We start from the raw sequence: 23067 nt of genomic DNA, 5'->3' as shown, positions 1-23067 counted from the left end.
GTGTGGGCAGGAATCCGGATCTATTCCTTGACTAGAATATTCGTCATCGTGAATACTACGGGACATGGACGCACTCCTCACCGCACTGGCCGATCCGGCCCGTTGGCGGCTCGTGAGCCTGCTGGCCGAGCGACCCCGCTCGGTCGGCGTCCTCGCCCAGCTCGCCGACGCGCGCCAGCCGCAGACCACCAAGCACCTGCAGACCCTCGAGCGCGCCGGCGTCGTCACCTCACAACGCACCGGCCAGCGCCGCGTGTACGCCCTCCGTCCGGGTCCGCTGCGGGACCTGGCAGCCGCACTCGTGCGGCTCGCCGACACCGCGGACCGGGTCGCCGGTCCCGATTCGACCTACGAGCGCTATGGGCTCGGCCTCCACGCCGAGCGGCTCGCCGCGGACGGGACGGGGTGGGCCGACGGCCGCTCGTTCGGGTTCCGCCGATCGCTGCCCGCACGCCCGGAGTCGGTCTGGCGCCACCTGACCGAGACCGCCCCGCTCTCCCGCTGGTGGACGCCGGACGACCTGCGGGTCTCCGAACTCGTCTTCGAGGCGCGACCGGGTGGGCGGGTCGTCCTGGAGTACCGCGACGCCGAGGACGCCGACGGCACCGAACCGGTCGCAGGGCGGGCGGAGGGCGTCGTCGAGGAGGTACGCCCCGGTGAGCGCCTCGCCTATCGGCTCTCCCCACTGCTACCCGACGGCGGCCTCGCCTTCACCGCCCATGTCGAACTCGTCCTTCGGCCCACCGATACCGGCACCGAACTCGACACCCACTGGCGGATCACCGACAGCACGATCGACTCCGCGGACTTCGTCGCCGGCATCGAGATCGGCTTCGGCCAGAGTCTCGACACGTTGGCGGCGATCCTGGCCGCCGACGCACGGAACACCGCCGACACCGACAGCGGGCCCGACGACACCGACAACACCGAGTACGACGCCCACACCAGGAGTACGAAGTGACCGAGCAGACCGCCAACCGTCGGGTCGTCACCAACATCGCCCTCTCCCTCGACGGCCACTACGCCGGGCCGGACAACCCGCTCGACATGAGCTGGGTGATGCCGTACGCGCACACCGACGTCGCCCGCGACCACCTGACCGCCCTCTGTGAGCCGGCGACGACGGCCCTGCTCGGGCGGGTCAACGCCGAGGGCTTCCTCGGCTTCTGGCCCACCGTCATCGACATGGAGGGCGCCGACCCGCGCGACGTGGGCTTCGCCGAGTGGCTCGTCGAGGCCGACAAGGTGGTCCTCTCCTCCACCCTCGACCGGGCGCCCTGGGAGCGGACGACGATCGTCGACAAGCCGACCGCCGAGGCGATCACCGATCTGCGGGCGACCGAGGGCGGCGACATCCTCGTACTCGCGAGCGCGAGCGTCATCAAGGCCCTGCTGGCCGCCGACGAGGTCGACCGCCTCGCGCTCACGATCTTCCCCCTGTTCCTCGGCGGCGGACCGCGCCTGTTCGACGACGGCCTGCCCACGGGGAAGTGGGAACTCGTCAGCCAGACGGCGGGCGAACACGGCACGATGTCCGTCGTCTACGACCGCATCCGCTGACCCGGCCGCTCGAGAGCACCACCGCGACCGTGTCGGTGAGTCGAGCCCCCGCACGGCCGCAGGCCCCGGAACCCGTGTTCGGGTTCCGGGGCCTGCGTGTGTGCAGGTGCCGTCGGCATGGCCGCCGCTCGGCCGGTGGTTCAGGCCGTGGCGGGGCGTCGGCCGTCGCTTACAGGCCGCGGGCCAGGCGATCGGTCAGCAGGCGGGTGAAGCGGGCCGGGTCGGGCAGGTCGCCGCCCTCGGCGAGCAGCGCGCCGCCGTACACCAGCTCGACGACGTCCGCCAGCGCCGGGTCGTCGGCGTTCGCCTCGTGCGCCGAGCGCAGCGCGGTGATCAGCGGGTGCGTCGGGTTGAGCTCCAGAATGCGCTTGACCGGGGGCATCTGCTGACCCATCGCCCGGTACATCTTCTCCAGGGTCGGGGTCATGTCGTTGGCGTCGCCGACGATGCACGCCGCCGACGTGGTCAACCGCGACGACAGCCGGACCTGCTTGACCTGCTCGGACAGGGTGGTGGTCAGCCACGGCAGCAGGGCGGCGAAGTCCTGCTCGCGCTTGGCCTTCTCCGACCCCGCCTCCTCGTCGCCGTCGGCCGGTTCGTCGAGGTCCACCTGTCCCTTGGCGATGGACTGCAGGCTGTGCCCGTCGAAGGCCGGGACCTGGTCGACCCAGACCTCGTCGACCGGGTCGGTGAGGATCAGGACCTCGTACCCCTTGGCGGCGAACGCCTCCATGTGCGGCGAGTTCTCCACCATCGCGCGGGTCTCGCCGGTCAGGTAGTAGATCGCGTCCTGACCGTCCTTCATGCGCTCCACGTACTCGCGCAGCGTGGTGGTCTTCTCCGCGTCGTGCGTGGAGGCGGCGGACACCAGCTCCAGCAGGGCCTCGGTGTTGTCGGGGTCCTCGAAGAGGCCCTCCTTCAACGCGCGGCCGAACTGGGCCCAGAACGTCGCGTAGCGCTCGGCGTCCTTGGCCTGCATGTCCTTGATCGCGCCGAGGACCTTCTTGACCAGGCGCCGGCGCACGCCGCGAATCTGTCGGTCCTGCTGCAGGATCTCGCGGGAGATGTTCAGCGACAGGTCGTGCGCGTCCACGACACCCTTGACGAAGCGCAGGTAGTTCGGCATCAGCGCTTCGCAGTCGTCCATGATGAACACGCGCTTGACGTACAGCTGCACGCCGCTCTTGGTCTCGCGGGAGAACAGGTCGAACGGGGCCTGCGACGGGATGAACAGCAGCGCCTCGTACTCGAAGTTGCCCTCGGCGCGCATGTGGATGGTCTCGGCCGGGTCGAGCCGGTCGTGGCTGATCTGCTGGTAGAACTCGCTGTATTCGGCCTCGGTCACCTCGCTGCGCGGCCGGGCCCACAGCGCCTTCATCGAGTTGAGCGTGTCGACCCCGTGCGTGGTGACGCCGTCGGCGTCGGTGCGCTCGGTGGCCATCCGGATCGGCCAGCGGATGAAGTCCGAGTACTGCTTGACGATCTGGCGGATCTTCCAATCGGCCAGGTAGTCGGCCAGCCCGTCCTCGCTGTCGGCGGTCTTGAGGTGGAGGGTGACCGAGGTACCCACGGGCAGGTCGTCGACGGCCGCGATGGTGTAGGTGCCCTCGCCGTCGGACTCCCACTCGGTGCCGGAGTCGGTGCCGGCCCGCCGGGTGCGCAGGGTGACCTTGTCGGCGACCATGAACGCTGAGTAGAAGCCGACGCCGAACTGCCCGATCAGGCTCTGCGCCGCGACGGTGTCCTTGGCTTCCTTGGCCTCCTTGATCTTCTCCAGCAGACCGGCGGTGCCGGACTTGGCGATCGTGCCGATCAGGTCCACGATGTCGTCCCGGCTCATGCCGATCCCGGTGTCGCGGACGGTCAGCGTGCGGGCGTCCTTGTCCACGACCAAGGCGATGTGCAGGTCGGACGTGTCGACCTCGAGGTCGGAGTCGATCAGGGACTCCAACCGCAGCTTGTCCAGTGCGTCGGAGGCGTTCGAGATCAGCTCGCGCAGGAAGATGTCCTTGTTCGAGTAGATCGAGTGGATCACCAACTGGAGCAACTGACGGGTCTCGGCCTGGAATTCCAGCGTTTCGACGCTGCTACCCACCCTGGGGTCTCCTTTCGGGATGAAACATGTCGGGGTGAAACCCGACCGGATGAAAACACGACGATGAACCGATATGGCGCGGACCGGGAACGCGCGGGGCGTTCACCGCTGCCGTGCCCGGCGGCGGTGATCACACGCCCGGCGCACCTCGGCGGTACTGCGAACCACGGCGCCGACCCGCTCGGCCAGCGTCGGATGGCCGGACTGTAGATGGCCGCGAGCCTCGGCCAACGGACCCAGGAGGTCCGCGGGATCGTCCCGGCCCAGCGCCCGCCGCAGCGCGGCCAGGTCGGGCTCGGCGCCGGCCGGCAGGTCGGTCAAGGCGCCGATCTGCCCGGCCAATTGCCGCAGGCCGGCGGCGTGGGTCCGGGCCCAGCCGGCCACCGCCCGGTCACCGGCCCGCCGGTCCCGCTCGGCGGCCACCCGCTGGTCGCCGGTGGCCGCCGAACCGTCGGGCGCGGGTCGAAGCCGTAGATAGCGCCGCTCGGCCGCCTGCCGGCCGGCCACGCCCAGGGCCGGTGCCAGATCCGCCCAGCTCGTGCCCAACCGCCGGGCGGCCTCGATCAGATCGGGCTCCCAGCCGGCGATCTCCAAGCGCAGTTCGCGCAGCAGGGTGAGCGCGACCAGCACCTGATTCGCGCTCAACGGCGGGTCGGACGTATCGGGTGAACGCATCGGCTCCCGGACCGCGCGCATCGCGTCCCGGATCCGCCCGAGGGCCACACCGGTGTCCAGGGCGGTCGGGGCGGCGGGGGCACGGCCGGATGCCGTGCCGAGCGTCGGCCCCGAGTCGCGCTCGTCGTTTCCCATGTCCGTGTGCCCCGTCCCCTCGCGCCCCGTTCCCTGTGTGCCCCATGGGAGTCGTCTCCTCGGCCGGAGTCGTCTCCTCGGCGACGCCATATCGTGTCGTCGTAGCGACGACACGATATGGCGGAGTGTGCGAGCGCGTCCAGACGCTCACGGTTGGTGAGCACCTCGGCGTGCGCCTCGGGCGCGTGCGATCGCGGATGCAATGGGAACTCCGCGTGACGTCGGTGCCCTCGCCGTATGAGGATGTCCACATGTCAGACAACAGCCCCTCGTTGCCCCGTCAGGTCGCCGACGCGTACGTCGACGAACTCATCGCGCTCGACCCGGTCACCGGAACCTACCTCGGTGTCCCGGCCAGCTCCGCCAAGCTGCCCGATCTCTCTCCCGCCGGGCAGGAGGCGCGCGCCGATCTCGCGCGGGCCACCCTCGCCGGGCTCGCCGAAGCCGAGCAACTGCCCGGCGCGGACAGCGACATCGAGCGGCGCTGTGCGCGCTTGCTCCGCGAGCGGCTGACCGCGCAACTCGCGGTGCACGAGGCCGGCGAGGGCCTGCGCGCCGTCGGCAACCTCGGTACGCCGCTGCACGAGGTCCGCGAGGTGTTCCCCGTGACGCCCGCCGAGACCGAGCAGGACTGGGCCGCGATCGCCGAGCGACTGCGCGCGGTGCCGGGCGCGCTGGAGGGCTACCGCGCGTCGCTCGCCCTGGGCCTGGAGCGCAAGCTGTACGCGAGCCCTCGCCCGACCGCGACGTGCGTCGAGCAACTCGGCGAGTGGGCCGACACCGACGGCAACGGACGCGGCTGGTTCGAGGACTTCGCCGCCGCCGGACCGGAGGCGCTGCGTACCGAACTCGACGAGTCCGCGCGCGCCGCCACCGCCGCCGTCACGGCACTGCGCGACTGGATGCGGGACGTGTACGCCCCCACCATCGCCGACGCGCCCGACATCGTCGGGCGCGAACGGTACGCCCTGTGGTCGCGCTTCTTCAACGGCACGGACCTCGACCTGGACGAGGCATACGCCTACGGCTGGTCGGAGTACCACCGTCTCCTGGGCGAGATGCGCGAGGAGGCCGAGAAGGTCCTCCCCGGCGCCGCGACGCCCTGGGTCGCGCTCGCCCACCTCGACGAGCACGGCACGCACATCGAAGGCGTCGACGAGGTCCGGGCATGGCTGCAGGGCCTGATGGACCAGGCGATCGACCGCCTCGACGGCACGCACTTCGAACTGGCCCCGCAGGTGCGCAGGGTCGAGTCGTGCATCGCCCCGCCCGGGAGCGCCGCCGCGCCGTACTACACGCCGCCGTCCGAGGACTTCACCCGTCCGGGCCGCACCTGGCTGCCGACCATGGGCCGGACCAGGTTCCCGGTCTACGACCTCGTGTCGACCTGGTACCACGAGGGCGTGCCCGGCCACCACCTCCAGCTCGCGCAGTGGACGCTCGTCGCGGGCGACCTGTCCCGCTACCAGGCCACCATCGGCGGGGTGAGTGCCAACGCCGAGGGCTGGGCACTGTACGCCGAGCGCCTGATGGACGAACTCGGCTTCCTCACCGACGCCGAGCAGCGCCTGGGCTACCTCGACGCCCAGATGATGCGCGCGACCCGGGTCATCGTCGACATCGGGATGCATTTGGAGCTGGAGATCCCCGCGGACTCCCCGTTCCACCCCGGCGAGCGTTGGACTCCGGAACTTGCGCAGGAGTTCTTCGGTATGCACAGCAGTCGGCCCGCCGACTTCGTGGAGAGCGAGCTCACTCGCTATCTGACCATTCCCGGGCAGGCCATCGGCTACAAGCTCGGCGAACGCGTCTGGCTCCTGGGTCGCGAGAACGCGCGCAAGGCCCAGGGCGCGGCCTTCGATCTGAAGGCCTGGCACATGGCGGCGTTGTCGCAGGGGTCGCTGGGGCTCGACGATCTGGCGGACGAGCTGTCCTCGGTGCCGGCTCCGTAGTCCCGCGGGTCGGGCCGGCGCGGGCCACGTTGTCGGCCCGCATCGGGGAAGGCGTGGTGGTGGGTCCCCAGCCGGACACGCAGGACCCGCCACCGGCCGTCGGCGGGCCGAGGCGGGCCACCGTGTCGGAGGCGACGGCGGATGCGGCGTCGGACGGTGTGTCCGGCGGCGCGTCCGCCCGTCGTGTTCGAGGACGTCACTCGGCATCGACCCGCGACGGCGGGTTCGGGGGTATTCGGGGCGCGTTGGTGAGGCGGAGTTCGCGGACGAGTGCGCGGACCGCGGCGGACGCGGCGAGTTCGGGCGTGGTGAGGTAACCCACCGAGCGGGTCGGGCGCTTCGGGCCGAGGTCGGCGATCTCCACGGAGGGCGGCGCGTCGGCGAGGGAGAGCGCGGGCATGATCGCCATGCCGAAACCGCTTCCCACCATGGCGAGGACGGCTCCGTCGTCTTCCGCCTCCACCGTGGCGCGGGGGATCCAATCCTGGATCGCCCACCACTCCCGCGTGTACGAGGAACAGTTCTCGGACCAGTCGACCAACGGCAGTGAGCGCGGATCGGGATGCCCGGCGGGATGCACCAACGCGTAGGGCTCCTCCAGCAGGACGCCGCCGACCAGGCCCGGCGGCGTCGGCGTCGCCGTCTCCAGGGTCGCGATGCCCACGTCCGCGCGCCCCTCGGCAACCTCCCCGGCGGTGCCGGGACCGATCTCGCGCACGATCCGCACCCGTGGTTCGATGCCCGGGTGGCGGGCGGTGAGCCGGGCCAGCACCGGCGGCAGCAGGTGCAGGGCGGCGCTGCGGAACGCGGCGATGTGCAGCGACCCGCGGACGTCCCCCTCGTCCATGCCGGTGCCCCGACCGGCGCCGCGTGCGTCGGCGACCAGCACGTCCAGCATCCGCAACACGCGCCGCGCGTGGGCCGCGGCCGTCGTACCCGCCGGCGTGGGTCGGGCCCCGGTCCGGCCGCGTTCGAACAGGACCGCACCGACCTTGCGTTCGATGCCGCGCACCGCGTGCGAGACACCCGATTGAGTGGTGCCCAGCGCCGCGGCCGCGGCCGAGAACCCTCCCTCGTCGGCCACGGCGACGAGGATCCGCAGCTCTTGCGGAGAAAGGTCGGCTCGGGCCGTCATCAGGGCTCCCACCTGCTGCCATGAGCGTGGCTCATGGAAACGAATCGGTCATGAGCGCAACCCTCTGCCCGGCTCGCCCATTCCCGCATACGGTCCGTGCCATGAACTCGCTCCCGCCGAACAGCACGGCGGTCACCGTCCAGCAGATCGCCCGTCCCAGCGGCTTCCCCACGCGCGACCGGTTCCGGTTCGTCGAGACGCCGGTGCCCGAGCCGGTTCGGGGCACGGCGCTGGTCGAGAACCTGTACTGGTCGGTCGACCCGTACCACCGCGAGATGATGGACGGCGAGTTCACTCTGAACGCCCCGCTGGAGGGGCGCACGGTCGGCCGGGTCGTCGCCTCCCGAGATCCCGGGCTGGTCGAGGGCGCGCTGGTCTTCCACCGCCGGGGTTGGCGCACGCACGCGGTGGTCGGTCCGGACGAGGTGCAACTTCTTCCCGAACTGCCGGGCATTCCGCCGTCCGCGCACCTGGGCCTGCTGGGCGGTACGGGACTGACCGCGTACGTCGCCCTCACCCGCATCGCTCGGCTCCGCGCGGGCGACGACCTGTTCGTCTCCGGCGCGGCGGGCGGGGTCGGCACCGCCGTCGGCCGTTTCGCGCGCCTGTTGGGCGTCGGGCGACTGGTCGGCAGTACGGGATCGGCGGCCAAGGCGGCATACCTGACCGAGCAGGTCGGTTACGACGAGGTCTTCGACTACCGGGAAGGCGCGGTCGCGGACCTGCTCGCGCGGGCCGCGCCGGACGGCGTCGACGTATTCGTCGACAACGTCGGCGGCGACCACCTCGCGGCCGCGGTGGGTGCCCTGCGCGAGCGCGGCCGCATCGTCCGGGTCGGCACGATCAGCCAGTACAACCGGCCGGACACCCCGCCCGTGTGCTTCGATCACGCGGACTTCGTGGAGAAGAGCCTGCGCATGGAGGGCTTCCTGGTCCGCGACCACGGCGACGTGCGCGACGAGTTGTACACGTTCGCGGTCCCCCACCTGCTCGATGGGCGGCTCGCGTCGGACGAGACGGTCGTCGTGGGATTCGAACGGATCGTGGAGGCGTTCCTGTCCATGCTGCGCGGCGGCAACACGGGGAAGATGATCGTCAAGGCGGCGGACGCATAGGGTAGTTCGGGCACCGGGTGACGGACACCAGGCGGTGCGGGCTGCGGCGGATCCTGGTCGGATGGTGTACTCGGCGAGGGGATGCCGAGGGGAGTGGGCGAATTCGGCGACGAGGCGATCACCCTCCCCGAGGGCCGAGTGGGCCATCATGCGCAGATGGACGAGGTGTTCGACAGGTTGTTTCGGGCCGGTCGGGAGGCCGTTCTCGACGGGGCGGTCCAGGCGCAGGAACCGCCGAGGGTGAACGGACCGCGATGGGGAACCTCGATCGTCCTGAGACCGGAGGCCGCCGGCACGGATCGGGTGCACGCCCTCGCGTTCGAGGCACTGGCCGCCACGGGAAGCGGGCACTGGCCGACCGGCGCCCGCGGCTCGGCCCACATCACCGTCCGCGCGGTGGAGCCGCACCGCACGCCGATCCCCGCGGACGATCCGGCGGCGGCACGTTACCTCTCTGCGCTGCGCCGAGCCGCGGCGCGGTGTCCGAGCATCCGCTTCCGGGTGCGGGGCCTGACCTTGACGGCGAACAGCGTGATGTTGTGTCTGGGGCCGGAGGACGGCTGCGCCGACGAGTTCGCCGGGGCTCTCGCGCGGACGTTGGGCGCGGACGGGTGGCTCGAGGCGGACCACCCGCGCGACGTCTGGTATCTGACGTTGGTGCACTTCGCCGGCCCGATCGACCGCCCCGAGGCTCTCGTGGACTGGGTTGCCGCTCGGCGGAGGTTGGACCTGGGCGGGCTCGACGTGGATCGGGCCGAGCTTGTCGCGTGGCGCTTCGACGGGGTTCGGGTTGTGCCGGACGTCCTCGGGGCCGTCGGCATGCGGACCCCGGGTGCGGGTGCGGCCCCGGCACCGGATGGCTCGGGGCGAGGGCCGCATCGGGATGGTCGGTGAGCTGGATTTCACCGTCGACGGCAGGGCCTTTTCCTGACCCGATCGTCGAACCATCCACCCCTGCTTGCTCGTTCGCAGATCCGCCACTCCGGCTACGTCGACCACCGCAGGCGTGCGACGAAGGTCGACGCCGTCTCCACGGGCCGCGCGTGCGGACTGTGTGCGTGCACTTCCGGGGTCAGCCGTCGGTCGCGGCCCCGGCGGCGGCGAGGTGGTGGGCAAGCAGGGCGGGGTGGGTCGTCGCCCGCGTCCCGAGCGTCGAGGCCGAAGGCGAAGCGAGCGGCCGCGTTGTGGACGTCGCGTGCCTGCGGCAGCCCCGAAAGCGGACTTGTGATGTCGGCGGTGACGACCTTCAGACCGTCGGTGCCGGCACCTCGGGAGGCCGGCCACGTGGTGAGGGCGTCGTTGCCGTCGCAACCGTCAGCACCCGTTTCCCGTCGTTGCGGCCGGAGCGAAGGCCGGAGCCAGGGCCGGAGCCAGGGCCGGAGCGAGGGCCGGAGCAGGGCTCACGGAGCCGGCGGCTCACGGAGTCAACGGCTCACGGCGGTTTCCCGCTCGATCCGTATGCGTGACAACTTTTCGGGATTGCGGACGGCGTAGAGCGCGGTGATGAGGCCGTCGTCGACGCGTAGCGCGATGACGGTGTCGACGGCGCCGTCCAGGCGGAGGATCAGGGCCGGGTGGCCGTTGACCTGCGCCGGCTGGAGGAACGCCGCGGTGTCGATCCGGCCCAGGACCCGCGCCACCGCAGCGGCCCCCACGACGGGCGCCAGTGCGGCCTGGACGACTCCGCCGCCGTCGGTCAGCAGGACGACGTCCGGCGCGATCATGTCGAGCAGGCGCTGCAGATCTCCCGTTTCGATCGCGCGCCGGAACGCCGCCAGCGCGCCGCGGGATTCGGCCGGGGAGACGACTCCACGCGGGCGGCGCGCCGCGACGTGGGTGCGTGCCCGGTGCGCGATCTGGCGGACGGCGGCCGGGCTCTTGTCCACGGCTTCCGCGATCTCGTCGTACTCCAGGTCGAACACGTCGCGCAGGACGAACACCGCCCGCTCGGTCGGGGTGAGCGTCTCCATCACCAGCAGCATCGCCATCGAGACGCTGTCGGCCAGTTCGACGTCCTCGGCCACGTCCGGCGCGGTCAGCAGCGGTTCGGGCAGCCAGGGGCCGACGTAGGACTCCTTGCGCCGGCGAAGTGTGCGCAGCCGTCCCAGCGCCTGGCGGGTGGTCATCCGGACCAGGTAGGCGCGCGGATCCCGCACCGCGTCGAGGTCGACGCCCACCCAACGCAACCAGGTCTCCTGTAGCACGTCCTCGGCGTCGGCGGCCGAGCCGAGCAACTCGTAGGCGACGGTGAACAGCAGGTTGCGGTGGGCGACGAACGCCTCGGTGGCCGGGCCCATGCCGCCGTCGCCCACGGACGGTTCGACCATGTCCCCGGTTTGCTCGCCGCGCTTGCCCACAGCCCACTCCCGTCCGCTCGCCCTCGATCGTGTCACGCACAAGACACCGGCCCCGGTTGCCTTGTGACGTGGACAGGCGGTGGCCTTCGTCACAAGACCGCGTTGTCACAGGGGTCGGGCGGCCGGCATCTCGTGTTCGTCGGAACGCCGTGCGAACGATCCGCGCGGCACGAAGCCCCACAAGTGAGGACCCGTCATGGAAACCCGGATGAACCTGTTCGACAACGAGCTCGGCACCAGGATCGGCAAGCGGATCTACGCCGTCAGTCTGCTGATCCAGGAGTCGTCGCTGCCCAAGGCCACCCAGGAACTGGTGCAACTGCGGGCCAGTCAGATCAACGGCTGCGGATTCTGCGTCGACATCCACGGTAAGGACGCCGTGTCCGCCGGCGAAACCTTCGCCCGGCTCAACCTGGTCGCCGCATGGCGCCACTCGACCGCCTTCGACGAGGCCGAGCGGGCCGCGCTGGCGCTCGTCGAGGAGGGTACCCGGATCGCCGACGCCCATGAGGGTGTGTCCGACGAGACCTGGGCCCGAGTACGCGAGCACTACGACGACGACCAGACCATCGCGCTCGTCTCCCTGATCGCGATGATCAACGCGACCAACCGCCTCGGCGTGATCCTGAACAACCAGGGCGGTTCCTACGAACCCGGCAACCTCGCCGACATCGCGGGCTGACCACCGGACGAATCGCGCCCGGCGCGGGACCGGGTGATCCGCGCCGGGCCGGGTTCGGTTCGTGGACACCCCGAAAGCGACGCCGAGTTCGGCGACGCGGACTTCATCCGCCTCGCCTCCCCAGCCTGATGGATGTCCCCGTCGTGGCCGCGCGTCGGGCCGGCCAGGATGGGATCGTGTACGGCGAAGACGACGACGGTGATGCGAGGAGGGGCGAGTCGATGACCGAGGAGTCGAATTCGGCCACGCCGATTTCCGTGGGGGCCACGACCGGTTCGCGCGAGTCCGAGAGTGCGGGCGTCGATGCGTTGGCGCGGGCGAACATGGCTGCGTTCGCGGCCGAGCTCGTCGAGCGTGGTTGCGCGGCCGAGGGGCTGGTCGACCTGGACGCGGCCGAGGAGGACGACGACGGGCGGGCCGAGTATCGGCTGTTCGTGGTTCGGCCGTACGAGGGATACGAGCAGTGGATCGCCATACCCGGTGTGGAACTCGCGGTGGTTCGTGGCGCCGAGCCGGACGGACCCTGGTCGATCGAGTGCGAGGGCGATTCCTACGTGTGGGCCGACCTGGTGCAGGAACTGGCCGATGGAGCCGAAGGGTTGCGCGCCTTCGGCCGGAACGTCGCACTGCTGCGCGCCGAACTCGCCCGGCGCGGCCTGGCGTTGCGGGACGAGGAGGTGAACGTCGACGTGGATGCCTGCGGTGGATGCTACGAGGCGTTCACGCTGCGTACGCCGGCCGGGGTGGTCCGGCTCGGCGTCCCGGACCGGGAGGTGGGTCCGGGATCGCGCATGGAGCTGATGGTGGACGGACACGGGTACCTCTACGAGCAGGCGATCGAGGCGATCCTCGCCGCGGCGACACCGGCACCGTCGGCGTAGCGCCGGCGGGACCGAGCCCTCGGGCGGCACGGGCGGGTATCCACCTCCGCACCGTGCGGCCGATCGGCCGCCGACGTCGGTCGGCGGCGCGTCGTCAGTGGTCCGGTGGTCGACTGCGCATCCGGGTCGTCGGCGCGTCCTCGATCCCTGCCGCCTCCGCGGCGGCGGCAACGAAGGGCCCGCGGGCGTAGGCGGCCAGTGCCATCGTGCGGATGCGCCTGGCCGACCTCGACGCCCTGAACGCGCCCTTCTCCATGCCCGGGGCCCTCGACCTCATCGAACACTGGCAGGGCCGGTACCCGTACAAGGCGATCCGGGTCAACCACGAGCCGTTGGCACAAGCAGTCGCGCATTCGGTCGGTAGACGGCGCCGGGGGGCGGGTATGCGCGATCATCGCCGGATGGACGCTCGTTTCCTCGGCATCGCCGAGCTGGTCGAACCCCCGTCCGTGGCGGTCGTGGTCGACGTCATGCGCGCTTTCACGGTGGCTGCCTGGGCTTTTGCCCAGGGGGCGGAAAGGATCGTGCTCGCCGAGTCACCGGCCGAAGCCCTGGCGCTCAAGGGTCGCCACCCGGATTGGGTGGCGCTCAAGGACGGCCCGCCGGCGCCCGGGTTCGACACCGTCAACTCGCCGGGCCTGCTGCGGTCCATCGACCTCGGCGGACGGACCGTTGTGCAGAAGACCACGGCAGGGACGGTCGGTGCCCTTGCGGTCAAGGAGGCGTCGCTGGTGCTGTGCGCGAGCTTCGTGGTGGCGGAGGCAACGGCTCGACTCCTGCGGACACACGAGTGTGAGAGTGTCACGTTCGTGGTCACCGGCGACGACGGGCAGGCCGACGAAGATCTGGCCTGCGCTCAATACATCGCTCGCAGGGCCACCGGGGCCGGCACGGACGCAGCCGAGTTCCTCCGCCGCGCCGGCGAGTCGCGCGCCGCCGCCGAGTTGACGGAGGGGGTGCGTGCGGGAGCCCATCCCGACGACGTCGCACTCTGTCTCGAACTCGACCGGTTCCCCTTCGCGATGGTGGCGACCTTGGAGGACTCGCTCATGGTCCTCCGTCCCCGTGCCGCGCCTTCGCCGACCGACGGCGCTTCGATGCGATCGCCGGCGGTCCGACTCCCCCTGCGAGAGCCGTAACCCGGTCCCGTGCGCGGCGGCGGCAGCGGATGCGTGCGGGCCGGCCGTACGCGGATCGGGCTCGGTTGTCCCGCCGTGAGCAGGGCATCGAGCCTCGCCGCCCGGTCAGGCGGTTGGCTCCGGCGGCGCAACGCCCGCTTCGGCGGCAGGAATTCGGCGGTGCACGTCGTCGTACATGTCGAGCATCGCCATGCGGAAGATCTCGGCCTGGTGCGTGCCGATGAACGCGGTGTGCCCGAACACTTCCAAGGCGACGAGGCCGTGCATGTGCCCCCACGAGCTGAGGATGAGAGCGGCCGCGGCCGGCGGCAGATCTCCCAGACCGTCCGGTGGCAGGCCCTCCAGGTGTTTCCGGAGCGCGGGCGAGAGCGCGGGCGTGTCGGCGGCGCCCAGTTGTTCCGTGGTCAGCCCGGCGAACAGTTCCTGCTGGAAGATAGCGCTCATCCGGCGGACCGCCTGCGTGGTGGGGCCGTCGGCGGGCGCCCGGTAGTGCTGCAACGGGGCCCCGTAGATCAGTTGGAACCGTTCGGGATTGGCGATGGCCCATCGGCGGTAGCCCTCGGCCGCCACCACCAGGCGCGGTACGGCCGTGTCGTGCGCGGCGTCGACCGTGTCTTGCACGGCGTCGGCCAGGTCGTCGTACGCCTTGGTGATCAGGGCGGTGACGAGGTCGTCCCGGCTCGGGAAGTAGTGGTAGAGCGCCTGCACGGTCATGCCGAGGCTCCGGGCGACCGCTCGTAGGGACAACGAGTGAGGTCCGTGTTCGGCGATGTGGCTCTCGGCGGCGCTCAGGATCTCCTGGACGGCGACGGCACGGCGCCGTTGGCGCAGGGTGGGGACGGCCGCTGGGGCTTCGGCTGGAGGCATGCGACGACCGTACGACGAACCTTCCCGCACCGCACCAAAAATCGCACTCCGTGAAGAAAATCTAACACTGCCAAAGATTCTTGTACCTCACTAATGTCGTCCATGGCGACAGGGAAGGCGACATCGCATCCCGTCCCGAGAACGCGAAACACGTGGACGCGGAGGAGCGGTTTCTCCCGCCTCGTCGGCGCCGGCCCGGACGCCCGCTTCCGCTGCTCGGAAGGACGCCCGGCCCCACCCCCATCAGGTCGTTCCGACCTTTGTCGTGTCGTTTTCGCAGTGAGAGTGCAGAGGAGAAGTGCGTGTTCGACCGCATAGCCGAGCTGGTGGTTCGCCGGCCCAAGGCGGTACTCGTGGTCGCGGCCCTGGCCGTGGTCCTCATGGGCGTCGTGGGCTTCGGCGCGTTCGGCAAGCTGCTGGGCGGGGGCGGCTTCGACGATCCGGCCTCCGAGTCCACCCGTGCCGGGCGGGTCATCGACGAGAAGTTCGGCGGGGAGCCGAACCTGGTCCTGCTGGTCCGCCCCGCCGACGGCGGCGTCGACGGTCCCGCCGCGAAACAGAGCGGTCGAGCCCTGGTGGCGGACCTCCAGAAGGAACAGAAGCTCGACAACGTGATCTCGTACTGGGACACGGACAACCCGAACCTGCGCTCCAAGGACGGCCGCGAGGCCATCGTGCTCGCCCACGTGAAGGGCGACGACACGGAGCAGGGAAAGAACGTCAAGAGCATCGTCGACACCTACACCGGTCGGTACGGGGACGGTCTCACCGTCCGGGCCGGAGGGGCCACCGCCGTAGCCGACGAACTGGCGACACAGAGCGGCAGGGACCTCGTCCTGGCCGAGGCGATCGCCGTGCCGCTGACGCTCGTGCTGCTCCTGGTCGTCTTCGGCAGCGTGGTCGCGGCGCTGTTGCCGCTGGTGATCGGCACCGTCGCGGTCCTGGGCACGTTCGCCGTCCTCGCCGTCCTCGGCAGCGTCACCGACGTGTCGATCTTCGCGATCAACCTGACCACGGCCCTGGGCCTCGGACTGGGCATCGACTACGCGCTGTTGATGATCAGCCGGTTCCGCGAGCAACTCGCGTCGGGGGCCGAGGTGGACGACGCGGTCCGGCACACCGTGCGCACCGCGGGTCGCACCGTCACGTTCTCCGCCGCCACGGTCGCCGCCGCGCTCGGATCGCTGCTGGTGTTCCCGCAGTTCTTCCTCCGCTCGTTCGCGTACGCCGGCGTCGGGGTCATCATCGTCGCCGCGGTCGCCACCTTGTTCGTGATGCCCGCCCTCCTCGCCCTCCTGGGGCACAAGGTCGACAGCGGACGGATGCCGTGGGCGAAACTCGGGCGCACCGACGCCCGGGTGCCGCTGTGGGGCCGGATCGCCGGCACCGTCATGCGACGTCCCGCGCTCACCGCGATTCCGGTGCTCGCGGTGCTGCTGCTGGCCGCGAGCCCGCTCCTGGGGATCAGCTTCGGTACGGCCGACGAACGGGTGTTGTCCGAGGACGCGAAGACTCGTCAGGTCTCGACCGCGCTGCGGGAGAACTACAACGGCAACGACGCCGCGGCCGTGCACATCGTCATCGACGGGCCGGTGGGCGAGGCCCCGTTGGCCGCGTACGCTGCCGAACTGTCCAAGCACAAGGACGTCGTCCGCGTCTCGGCCTCCACGGGAACCTACGTCGGCGGGCGCTCCACCGCGCCGGGGCCCGGCAATACTGCCCTGGGCCGCCCCGACGCCCAGCGCATCGACGTGGTGAGTGCACTGGCGCCGAAATCGGGCGCCGCCCAGGACCTGGTCGCCGAGGTGAGGTCGCTGCCGGCGCCGGCCGGGACACACCCCCTGGTCTCCGGATCCGACGCCGAACTGGTGGATTCCAAGGACTCCATCGCCGGCCGACTCCCGATCGCGGTGGCCCTGGTCGCCGTCACCACCTTCCTCCTCCTCTTCCTGTTCACCGGCAGTGTCGTGCAGCCGCTGCGGGCGCTGGTCCTGAACCTGATCAGCCTGGGAGCGGCCCTGGGCGCCATGACCTGGATCTTCCAGGACGGGCACATGGCCTCCCTGCTCGGCTTCACACCGCAGCCGATGGACACCTCGATGACCGTGCTGATGTTCTGCATCGCCTTCGGTCTCTCGATGGACTACGAGGTGTTCGTGCTCAGCCGGATCAAGGAACTCCACGATCTGGGCGAGGGGACCGAGTCCGCGGTGGTCAACGGCCTCGGGCGCACGGGACGTATCGTCAGCGCGGCGGCCGCCCTGTTGGCGGTGAGCTTCTTCGCTTTCGGTACGGCCGAGATCAGCTTCATGCAGATGTTCGGCCTGGGCACCGGGCTGGCCATCCTGATCGACGCCATCGCGGTACGCGGCGTACTCGTGCCCGTCGCGATGCGGCTGCTCGGCCGTTCGGCCTGGTACGCGCCACGCCCGCTGCGGAAGTTCCACGACCGATTCGGGCTCGGCGAAGCCGGCCCGGCGCCGGTGGCCGCGACCTCGCCGGGGGCGGGGGCCGGCGCGCCCATGGAGAAGGACTCGGCGGCCGTCTGACCACGCGAGACCGCTGCCGTACCGTGCCCGCCTCCGCCGTCCTCGGAGGCGGGCACGCTCGTGCGGCTCGCGCTCGCCCGGCCGGCTCCGACACCTGGGTGCTCACTCACCCGTGACGGGGAGGCACCGCACCAGGGTTCAGCAGGTCTTCCAGTTCGGCCGCGAAGAGCAGGGCGGGGTCGAACCGCATTCCGGTGAAGTGTCCGGCGAGTTCCAGGGACAGTACGCCGTGCAGCCGGGTCCAGAAGGCCAGGACCCGGCGGAGGACGGCGGATGACGCGGGATGGTCGCCCGCCCAGTGCCGATGATCGTCGAGGTGCGCGTCGAGCGGCGTCGCACGGGTGTCCGGGGGCACCGCGGTGCAGGCGTCGAGCAGAGTCACCAGGATCTCGTCCGCGATGGCGGTGACGTCCTCGGGCGCGTGGTAGCCGGGGACGGGCGTGCCGTAGATGAGGAAGTACCGCTGAGGGTCGGCCAGAGCCCATCCGCGCAGGGCGTGGGCCGGCGCGGCCAGGTCACCACCGGAATGGGCGGCCGCGCGGAGGGTGTCGGCGAGGCTTCGGTACGCGTCCGTGATGAGTTCCGTGATCAGCTCGTCGCGGCCGGCGTAGTACCGATAGAGCGCCGGTCCGCTCACGCCCATCTGCTTGGCGATCGCGTTGAGGGAGAGCGCGGATGCCCCCGCCGAGGCGATCTGCTCCCACGCGTGTTGCTTGATCTCCGCGCGCACCTGGGCGCGATAGCGCTCGCGCGGGGTCGCCGTGCCGCTGTCCGCCATGCCGCCGTACCTCTCCCTGAGCCAACCTGCTACATATTCAAGTTCTGGTTAGAAGATATCACCCAGGCGGTTGACGTCGATCGTGCACGAAAGTTATAACTCATAACGAACGGCAAATCATCTAAGCGAGCTTGGTGGTGCGGGTCCTTGGGATCCGTACGTCCGGCCACTCGCATCCGAGGAGAGCGTCATGTCGGCTCCATCGAACGTCGTGTCGGCCTCGCCGACGTCCCCCGAGAACGCGGCGCCGCGGAACGCGGCGGCCCGGCGCATTCCGCGGGCGGTGACCGTCTCCGCGTGGGCGGTTCCGGTCATGGTCCTGGGTCAGTTCGCGCTGATCGCCGGCGTGCCGGTCATGGTGGCCCTGGTCGGCGCCCTGACTCGGGTTCGCGACCGGGCGGTGCGGGCGGGAGCCGTAATCGTGACCGTCGCGTTCGCGATCCCGCTCACCGTGTGGCTGGTGCGGCCCGACGGCGCGCAGAGCCTGTCCAAGGACATCCATCCGGCGTTCGTCGGCCTGATCGTCGCCGCCTCCGCGGCACTGATCTTCACGCTCCACCGCGCCCGCCGACGTTGAGCGCTGCAACAGGCAGCGAAGCCCGTCCCGCCGGCGCACCGAACGCGCGGGCCGAGGTACGGGAAGGCATCGGCCGGTGGATCGAGAACCCGGTCTGGTCGCCGGACGGGACCCGTCTGTTCGGAACCGACGCGATCTGCGTGGACGCCGGTACCCGTGAGGTGGGCTGGTACGTGCCCGCCTCGATGGCCGCGCTCCGTCCGGACGGGTCGCGCGTCGCCGCCGTGTCCAGGGACGGCTTGTCCTTCCACGACGTGGCCGCCGGCCGGAGCGGAGCCGGCCCCTTTGCCGAGATCGAAGCCGGCCGCTTCGATCTCGGCACCGCCTGTTCCCTGCGCTGGGCAGCCGGGCGTCCGAACCGACTCGCGGTGCCGACGCGCGGCTCGGACACGGCCGCGCCCGCCGTGCACGTCGTCGACACGGATGGGCACCGGCAACAACGGCGAGATCCGCACACGGGCCTGGCAGATGTCGGCGTGCCGATCAGCTGCCGGACAGGCGGAGGTCCCCCGACCAGGTCTCGCACCGGACACGACCGGAGCCGAAAGTGATCTCCAGTGCGAGCCGCCCGGTGTACGGGTCTCGCTGTTCGTCGATTGCCGATATGGTCTCGCCGAGGTGCTCCGCGAACGGGGTCTCGCCACCGATCGGTGCCACCTCGACGCGGCCGACCTCCCGCATGTCGTATGCCGCGAAGGGGGGCGACGTCTCCACGATCAGGCACCAGTCCGAGCCGGTCGTGATGTGGGTGGCGACGCCTTCGCTGTCGAGCAGCCACACGTCCAGCGGGCCGGACGGAGCCTCCGCGCCGTACAGGTGCCAGGAAGCGAGCACTTGCTCGAGACGCCGCCCCACCAGGTACTCGGGACGCACACCGACCCCGTGCAACGGACACTCGCTCGACCTCGTCGACTTCACCCGGCGACCGTACCGTCAGGAAAACCCGCCGTTGCCCTCATGCCCTCATGGGGGACCGGCCTCAGCCGCGGAAGGACTCCTTGCGCTCCGGGTCGGCCTCGGTCAGGGCCTTGGTGACCGCTTCGATGCCGGCGCGCAGGCCGTAGACGGGGGTGTCGGGCTGCTGGCGCCAGGAGTCGTCGAGGCCGCCCGCGTCCACGGAGTCGAAGCCGAGCTCGTCGATCAGGGCTCGTACGACGTTCTTGGCCGACTCGTCGTCGCCCGCTACCGGCAGGGCCATGCGGTCGGGCCGTCCGGCCGGGAGGGGCCTTTCCAGGAGGTCCTGGGCGTAGGTGCCGTTGAAGGCTTTGATCACCGGGTGTCCGAGCTGCTTCTCGACCCAGCGGCTCTCGGTCAGACCCTCGTCCTCGATGGCGGCGATCCGGCCGTCGCGCTGCCGCGGGTAGTAGTTGTTGGTGTCGATCACGGTGAAGCCCTCGGCGGCTTCGTCGAGGAGGCCGGCCGGTAGGTCGGGCACGTTCTTCAGCGGGACGGTGACCACGACGATTTCGGCGTCTCGGGCCGCCTCGGCCACGGTGACGGGGGTGGCGCCGGTCTCCTCGGCGAGGGCCGTCAGCGTCTCGGGGCCGCGGGAGTTGGCCACGGACACCTCGTGTCCGAGGGAGGCGAGCCGACGCGTCAGGTTGCCGCCGATGTTGCCGGCGCCGATGATGCCGATCTTCATGAACGCTCCAGTGCGTGCGGTATCGAGTGTCGCGCATGCCGGAACCCCGCGAGACGACATCGCATTCCCCGGCGGACCGGATGCGCGACACGAACGCGGCGCCGGGATCGTCGGCGTGGGCGCGCTGTTCACCGCGCCCGCAGGACACTGCGCAACGTCGCCGGACAGACCCGAATTCACCGAGTGCGCGATCGTGCGCCACTGTGGCCCGGCCAGGACGCCGATCCGTGTGATCAGCTCTTGGGCGGGCCGCGGTCGCGTCCGTCGGGCGGGCCTGGGCGGCCGGTGTCACGCTGCGCGCGATGTGTCGGCGGACGGCGTCGGCCCACCCCGATGCGCTCGCCGAATCCGCGCGGACTCGCGGTCGTGGCTGCGTCCGTCCACCCGGCGCTTGCGGACGCGCCAGGGCTCCGCTGATTCGTCAGGGCCGGCTCACTCGTCCTGGCCGGGCGCGACGACATCCCTGTCGGGCGCGATGACGTGGCCGCGTGGGAGACGGCCCGTCGGCGCGATCGGCTGCGTAGCCGAGGCGGGAGACCCGTGCCCGCCGCCCGGGGGACGGCAGCCCCGCGGCTCACGAGGCCCATGAATGCGTCGGCGACGGCCGTCCTCACCTTTGAGGAGGATCATGGTGGTGGGGGCCGAACCTACAGGAGGTAGGTCATGGGACAGGCACGTGAGGCCATGGACCGGCTCACCGAGGCGATGACGAAGTCCAAGGACGTCAAGTCCATCGCGGACTGTTTCGCGGAAGACGCCGTGGCCACGACGCCGGAAGGCAATTTCCGCGGCCGTGACGCGATCGCGGAGTACATGGTCGAGTTCGCCGTCGCCGTACCGGATGGTGAGTTCGAATATGAACACGAGTACGAAGTGGGTGATACCGCAATCGACGAAGGGTGGTTCCACGGGACCAACACCGGCCCGCTGAAGCTCCCCGACGGCGAGATGCTTCCGGCGACCGGCAAACCGGTCCGCATCCACGGCTGCGACGCCGGGACGGTCGAGGACGGACGGATCGTCGACTATCGGCTGTACTTCGACCAGTTGGCGTTCCTCGATCAACTGGGGTTGGCGCCCGCGACCGCGGGTTGATCCGGCAGCGCGCGCCGGCGGCCCGGGCCGCGCTCGGGCGTTCGACGCGCGAGGGGGCGGCACGGGCGCAGGGCACGCCCGGTCGCGGTTCGGGCGCGCCGGAGGCACGGCTGCTTGCGCCCACGCACCGCTGTGCCTCGACCGTCCGCGGCTACGTGCGGACACTCGGTGTGACCGCGTGCTCGGTACCGTGCCCGTGCCCGTGCCCGTGTCCTGCCCGTGCCCGCGCACATCCGCGTCCGCGTGCGCGCCCGTAGCTCCGACGGGTCCGCCCGGCTTACTCGACGGATCCCGCAGCCCCGGTCCTCATGCCTCGCCCTCCTCCACGGCCCCCGGGTCGCCGTCACCCGGACCGGGTGGACGTACAGCGGTGCCGAGGATGTGAGTGGCGGCGGGCGTCGGGATCCGGGTGTTCGGGAACGCGAAGCGGTCCATTTCGGTGACGGTGAAGCCGGCCCGGCGAATCGCGGCCTCGGTGTCGCGTGCGGTATGACAGCCACCGCACAGCAGCGGCCACACGGTCGCGTCCACAACGCGTTGCACCCGCCGCATCCGCGCACCGCCCGCTTGGACGTGTTCGAAGAACCGCAGTTGCCCGCCCGGCCGCAGCACCCGGAACCCCTCCCGAAGCGCCGCATGCGGGTCCGGCACCGAACACAGCGTCAGACAGAACACGACCGCGTCGAACGACTCGTCCTGGAACGGCAATTCGTCGGCCAAGCCGCCCCCGACGTCGACCGGGACCGCGCCGGCTCGGGCGGCCTCGACCGCAAGCGCCCGCAGCCGCGGCTCCGGCTCGACCGCCGCGACCCGTGCCACCGACGGCGGGTAGTGCTCGAAGTTCGCACCATGCCCCGCGCCGATCTCCAGCACCTCACCGGTCAGGCCGGCCAACAACCGCCTGCGGTGCTCACCGACCCCCGCCTTCTCCAGACCCGGACCGGCCACCTTCGCGTAGAACCGCGCGAACACCGGTCTGCGCACCGACCTCGCCGACGCCTTGGTCTCGTACACGATCGACCACCACCTTCCCGGCCGCCGCCGTCCGGCCGCTATCCTTGATGTGGGAGGGAGTACATAGTGAACTCTATTCACGATAACGCCGGAAAGGCCACGGCGGATGTGTCCCTGGACCGGCTGTTCGAACTCGCCGAAGTCCTGGGCAGTTTGATGACCCACGGCATCGACGCCCACGGCCTCACCGCCGCCCGAGCGCGCCTCCTGTGGGTCCTGCTCCACCACGGCCCGATGACCCAACGCGCCCTCGCCGACGCCCTCGGCGTGACTCCGCGCAACGTCACCGGCCTCCTCGACGCCCTCGAAACCGACGGCCACGTCGAACGCGTGCCCCACCCCACCGACCGCCGCGCCACGATGGTCCGGCTCACCGACCACGGCACCGCCGTCGTCACCCACCTGCGCGAAGGCCGCGACGTCATGGCCGCCGCCCTGTTCGCGGACATCCCCGAGGCTCACCTGGCAGGGTTCACGGCGACCATCGCCACGGTCACCGCCCGCCTACGCGGCACCACACCCGCGCCGGGATGCGACGGCGTGCCCGCCCCTCAACCTCCGCAGTGAACAGCGGATTCACCGCTACATGACGCACGGTCGGTGTCCCGCGCAACCGCAGCGCCGCGACGGTGTCCGGCGGGTGCGGCGTAGGCATTCGCGGGATCACCGCCATGACGGAGGTGTCGGCGTCCGCGAAGCCGGGCTGGTACGCCGGCTCGCCGGGTGTGAGCGCGGCCGGCGCCGCCATGTGGCCGCCCGCCGAACTCCCGGACGGGACAGCCTGGCGGCGATGCTGACCACCCTGCCGGCGAACGTGAC

General features: G+C 71.0%; 22 protein-coding genes. 13 read left to right on the top strand and 9 right to left on the bottom strand.

Annotated elements, in window-relative coordinates:
* The first annotated feature begins 64 nt into the window (after window positions 1-64).
* Both ACIRL2_RS19375 and ACIRL2_RS19370 read left to right on the top strand, forming a co-directional pair.
* Window positions 65-961, top strand: coding sequence for a metalloregulator ArsR/SmtB family transcription factor (locus ACIRL2_RS19375; RefSeq protein ID WP_402233588.1), 897 nt, complete (start codon window positions 65-67; stop codon window positions 959-961).
* A complete protein-coding gene (locus ACIRL2_RS19370; protein ID WP_402233585.1) occupies window positions 958-1560 on the top strand; it encodes a dihydrofolate reductase family protein in 603 nt (200 codons plus the stop codon). The genes ACIRL2_RS19375 and ACIRL2_RS19370 overlap by 4 nt, the downstream gene beginning before the upstream one ends.
* Window positions 1561-1729: 169 nt before the next feature.
* Here ACIRL2_RS19370 and htpG read toward each other — a convergent pair whose 3' ends face one another.
* Both htpG and ACIRL2_RS19360 read right to left on the bottom strand, forming a co-directional pair.
* Window positions 1730-3655, bottom strand: coding sequence for a molecular chaperone HtpG (htpG, locus tag ACIRL2_RS19365; RefSeq protein ID WP_402233583.1), 1926 nt, complete (start codon window positions 3653-3655; stop codon window positions 1730-1732).
* Between the two features lie 102 nt (window positions 3656-3757).
* On the bottom strand, window positions 3758-4465 hold the full coding sequence (locus ACIRL2_RS19360; protein ID WP_402233580.1) for a type III effector protein: 708 nt from the start codon (window positions 4463-4465) through the stop codon (window positions 3758-3760).
* A 251-nt stretch (window positions 4466-4716) separates the two neighbouring features.
* Here ACIRL2_RS19360 and ACIRL2_RS19355 point away from each other — a divergent pair, with 251 nt between their 5' ends.
* Complete coding sequence (locus ACIRL2_RS19355; RefSeq protein ID WP_402233578.1) at window positions 4717-6417, top strand: DUF885 domain-containing protein; 1701 nt, start codon at window positions 4717-4719, stop codon at window positions 6415-6417.
* A 196-nt stretch (window positions 6418-6613) separates the two neighbouring features.
* Here the strand turns inward: ACIRL2_RS19355 and ACIRL2_RS19350 are convergent, their stop codons facing one another.
* Window positions 6614-7552, bottom strand: coding sequence for a LysR family transcriptional regulator (locus tag ACIRL2_RS19350; protein ID WP_395860409.1), 939 nt, complete (start codon window positions 7550-7552; stop codon window positions 6614-6616).
* A 101-nt stretch (window positions 7553-7653) separates the two neighbouring features.
* On the opposite strand from ACIRL2_RS19350, the gene ACIRL2_RS19345 reads away from it, so the two are divergent.
* Together ACIRL2_RS19345 and ACIRL2_RS19340 are read left to right on the top strand one after the other, a co-directional pair.
* The gene (locus ACIRL2_RS19345) at window positions 7654-8667 is read left to right on the top strand and encodes a zinc-binding dehydrogenase (protein WP_402233575.1); all 1014 of its coding nucleotides are present in this window, start codon (window positions 7654-7656) and stop codon (window positions 8665-8667) included.
* 156 nt (window positions 8668-8823) lie between these two features.
* Window positions 8824-9561 (top strand): hypothetical protein, encoded by a 738-nt coding sequence (locus ACIRL2_RS19340; RefSeq protein ID WP_402233572.1) that lies wholly within the window; start codon window positions 8824-8826, stop codon window positions 9559-9561.
* 530 nt (window positions 9562-10091) lie between these two features.
* Here ACIRL2_RS19340 and ACIRL2_RS19335 read toward each other — a convergent pair.
* Window positions 10092-10994, bottom strand: a complete 903-nt coding sequence (locus ACIRL2_RS19335) for an RNA polymerase sigma-70 factor (protein ID WP_402233569.1) — start codon at window positions 10992-10994, stop codon at window positions 10092-10094.
* A 226-nt stretch (window positions 10995-11220) separates the two neighbouring features.
* Here ACIRL2_RS19335 and ACIRL2_RS19330 point away from each other — a divergent pair, with 226 nt between their 5' ends.
* The 3 genes from ACIRL2_RS19330 to ACIRL2_RS19320 all read left to right on the top strand — a co-directional run bounded on the left by ACIRL2_RS19330 (window position 11221) and on the right by ACIRL2_RS19320 (window position 13726).
* Entirely contained in the window at window positions 11221-11706 is a 486-nt protein-coding gene (locus ACIRL2_RS19330; protein ID WP_395860402.1) for a carboxymuconolactone decarboxylase family protein, read from the top strand.
* A 221-nt stretch (window positions 11707-11927) separates the two neighbouring features.
* The gene (locus ACIRL2_RS19325) at window positions 11928-12587 is read left to right on the top strand and encodes a hypothetical protein (protein WP_402233566.1); all 660 of its coding nucleotides are present in this window, start codon (window positions 11928-11930) and stop codon (window positions 12585-12587) included.
* 401 nt (window positions 12588-12988) lie between these two features.
* Complete coding sequence (locus ACIRL2_RS19320; protein WP_395860971.1) at window positions 12989-13726, top strand: 2-phosphosulfolactate phosphatase; 738 nt, start codon at window positions 12989-12991, stop codon at window positions 13724-13726.
* A gap of 105 nt (window positions 13727-13831) precedes the next feature.
* On the opposite strand, the gene ACIRL2_RS19315 is transcribed toward ACIRL2_RS19320, so the two are convergent.
* Window positions 13832-14593, bottom strand: a complete 762-nt coding sequence (locus ACIRL2_RS19315) for a TetR/AcrR family transcriptional regulator (protein WP_402233563.1) — start codon at window positions 14591-14593, stop codon at window positions 13832-13834.
* Window positions 14594-14895: 302 nt separating this feature from the next.
* On the opposite strand from ACIRL2_RS19315, the gene ACIRL2_RS19310 reads away from it, so the two are divergent.
* On the top strand, window positions 14896-17142 hold the full coding sequence (locus ACIRL2_RS19310) for an MMPL family transporter (protein ID WP_402233560.1): 2247 nt from the start codon (window positions 14896-14898) through the stop codon (window positions 17140-17142).
* Between the two features lie 106 nt (window positions 17143-17248).
* Here the strand turns inward: ACIRL2_RS19310 and ACIRL2_RS19305 are convergent, their stop codons facing one another.
* The gene (locus ACIRL2_RS19305) at window positions 17249-17920 is read right to left on the bottom strand and encodes a TetR/AcrR family transcriptional regulator (protein WP_402233558.1); all 672 of its coding nucleotides are present in this window, start codon (window positions 17918-17920) and stop codon (window positions 17249-17251) included.
* Between the two features lie 190 nt (window positions 17921-18110).
* Between ACIRL2_RS19305 and ACIRL2_RS19300 the strand changes: the two genes are divergently transcribed.
* Entirely contained in the window at window positions 18111-18497 is a 387-nt protein-coding gene (locus ACIRL2_RS19300; protein WP_402233555.1) for a hypothetical protein, read from the top strand.
* 483 nt (window positions 18498-18980) lie between these two features.
* Here the strand turns inward: ACIRL2_RS19300 and ACIRL2_RS19295 are convergent, their stop codons facing one another.
* Both ACIRL2_RS19295 and ACIRL2_RS19290 read right to left on the bottom strand, forming a co-directional pair.
* A complete protein-coding gene (locus tag ACIRL2_RS19295; protein ID WP_395860390.1) occupies window positions 18981-19415 on the bottom strand; it encodes a hypothetical protein in 435 nt (144 codons plus the stop codon).
* 61 nt (window positions 19416-19476) lie between these two features.
* Complete coding sequence (locus tag ACIRL2_RS19290; RefSeq protein ID WP_402233551.1) at window positions 19477-20139, bottom strand: NADPH-dependent F420 reductase; 663 nt, start codon at window positions 20137-20139, stop codon at window positions 19477-19479.
* A 663-nt stretch (window positions 20140-20802) separates the two neighbouring features.
* On the opposite strand from ACIRL2_RS19290, the gene ACIRL2_RS19285 reads away from it, so the two are divergent.
* A complete protein-coding gene (locus ACIRL2_RS19285; RefSeq protein ID WP_395860387.1) occupies window positions 20803-21234 on the top strand; it encodes an ester cyclase in 432 nt (143 codons plus the stop codon).
* Window positions 21235-21540: 306 nt separating this feature from the next.
* Here ACIRL2_RS19285 and ACIRL2_RS19280 read toward each other — a convergent pair whose 3' ends face one another.
* Window positions 21541-22251, bottom strand: a complete 711-nt coding sequence (locus ACIRL2_RS19280) for a class I SAM-dependent methyltransferase (RefSeq protein ID WP_402233789.1) — start codon at window positions 22249-22251, stop codon at window positions 21541-21543.
* A gap of 63 nt (window positions 22252-22314) precedes the next feature.
* Here ACIRL2_RS19280 and ACIRL2_RS19275 point away from each other — a divergent pair, with 63 nt between their 5' ends.
* Window positions 22315-22815 (top strand): MarR family winged helix-turn-helix transcriptional regulator, encoded by a 501-nt coding sequence (locus ACIRL2_RS19275; protein WP_395860385.1) that lies wholly within the window; start codon window positions 22315-22317, stop codon window positions 22813-22815.
* A gap of 104 nt (window positions 22816-22919) precedes the next feature.
* Window positions 22920-23045: a hypothetical protein gene (locus ACIRL2_RS19270; protein ID WP_402233547.1), complete on the top strand. Its 126-nt coding sequence runs from the start codon at window positions 22920-22922 to the stop codon at window positions 23043-23045.
* Window positions 23046-23067 lie beyond the last annotated feature (22 nt).

The organism is Embleya sp. NPDC127516 (assembly GCF_044765325.1).
GTDB lineage: Bacteria > Actinomycetota > Actinomycetes > Streptomycetales > Streptomycetaceae > Embleya.
Note: the sequence above shows the minus strand (reverse complement) of the source record. Positions and strands in the feature narration are given on the sequence as shown.